Here is a 1436-nt window from a genome sequence, read left to right on the forward strand (position 1 = left end):
CTCGGGCGCGCGCGGGACCAGTGCCGTCGGCGCGGCGCCCCACTCGGCCGTACCCGCGGCCGATCCCGCCCCGACGGCCGCTCGTTCCGACGTCTGGCAGATCGCCGCCGCAGTGCTGTGCGCATGGGCCGACCAGCACGAGGACGTCGGCGTGGCGGCGGAGGCCGAGAGGGTGGCGCGGACCGCGCTGGCCCTGGCGGGGGAAGACAAGCAGCGGCGGGCCGACACGCTCGACACCCTCGCCGACGTCCTGCGCTGCCGCTATCTGCTGAGCGGCGACGCCGGGTCACTGGACGAGGCGATCGCGTACGGCGAGTCGGCCGCCCCCATCGAGGTCGGCCCGCCCGGCGACCGTGCCCGGCGCCTCGGCAACCTCGGAGTCCTGCTGCTCCTGCGGCACGAGGAGACCGGTGAGCCCGCCGACCTGGACGCGGCGATCGTTCGGTACGGCGAGGCCCTCGCCCTGCTCGGCGACGATCATCCCGACGCCGGGATCCACTTCAACAACCTGGGCTCCGCCCTCGCCGCCCGCACCCGGCTGGACGGCGTCGACGACGAGCTGGACGAGGCGATCGCCGCCGGCCGGGCCGCCGTACGCGGCGATGGTCCCGCCCACCAGCGGGTGCTGCGGCTGAGCAACCTGGGCGGGGCACTGTACGCGCGCTACACCCGCGACGGCGACCTCGCCGACCTGGACGAGGACATCGATCTCCAGCGCGAGGCGCTGCGCCTGGCCCCGCCGGATCACCCCGAGCGTCCCGGTCTGCTCAGCAATCTGGCCACCGCCCTCACCGAACGTCACGAGGCGCTCGGCGTCCGGGACGACCTGTCCGAGGCGCTCGCGCTCCTGGAGGAGGCGATGGCGACCGGGCCGTCGTCCCCGTCGTCCCGGCGGCTGGCGACGGTCGCGGGCGCCCATGGTCTGGCCCTGCACGCGCACCACCGCGTCACCGGTGACCAGGACGCGCTGGAGCGGGCCATCGCCAGCCTGCGCACGGCCGTGGGGGCCACCGCGCCCACCGATCCCCATCTGCCGCTCCAGCTCGCCAATCTGGCGGTCTCGCTGCGCGAGGCGTCGGCGCATAGCGCGGCGGCAGCCGTGGAGGCCGTCGACACGGCACGCGGGGCCCTGGCCGAGCTCGGCCAGGGCCGGTCGGCCACCTCGGTCCGCGGCAGTCTGCTCCTCGCCCTGGCCGCCCGTTCCGACGACGGGGACCTCGACGAGGCGGTGACGCTGGCCCGACGGGTGGTCGCGGACACCCCACCGGACGATCCCGACCTGAGCCGCTCGCTGGCCAACCTCGCCCATGTGCTGAACCTGCGGCACGAGTCCACCGGCGAGGCGGACGACCGGGCAGCAGCGCTCGACGCCCTGCGGGTCGCCGCCCGGACCGGGACCGGCTCTGCGGACGTCCGGCTGCACGCGGCCCGCGACT

General features: G+C 76.0%; 1 protein-coding gene. It reads left to right on the plus strand.

Annotated features, from left to right (window positions below):
• A partial coding sequence (locus tag AWZ10_RS51765) for a tetratricopeptide repeat protein (RefSeq protein ID WP_482258122.1) occupies nt 1-1436 on the plus strand: 1436 nt, incomplete at both ends.

The sequence above is a fragment of the Streptomyces europaeiscabiei genome, assembly GCF_001550375.1.
Classification (GTDB): domain Bacteria; phylum Actinomycetota; class Actinomycetes; order Streptomycetales; family Streptomycetaceae; genus Streptomyces; species Streptomyces europaeiscabiei.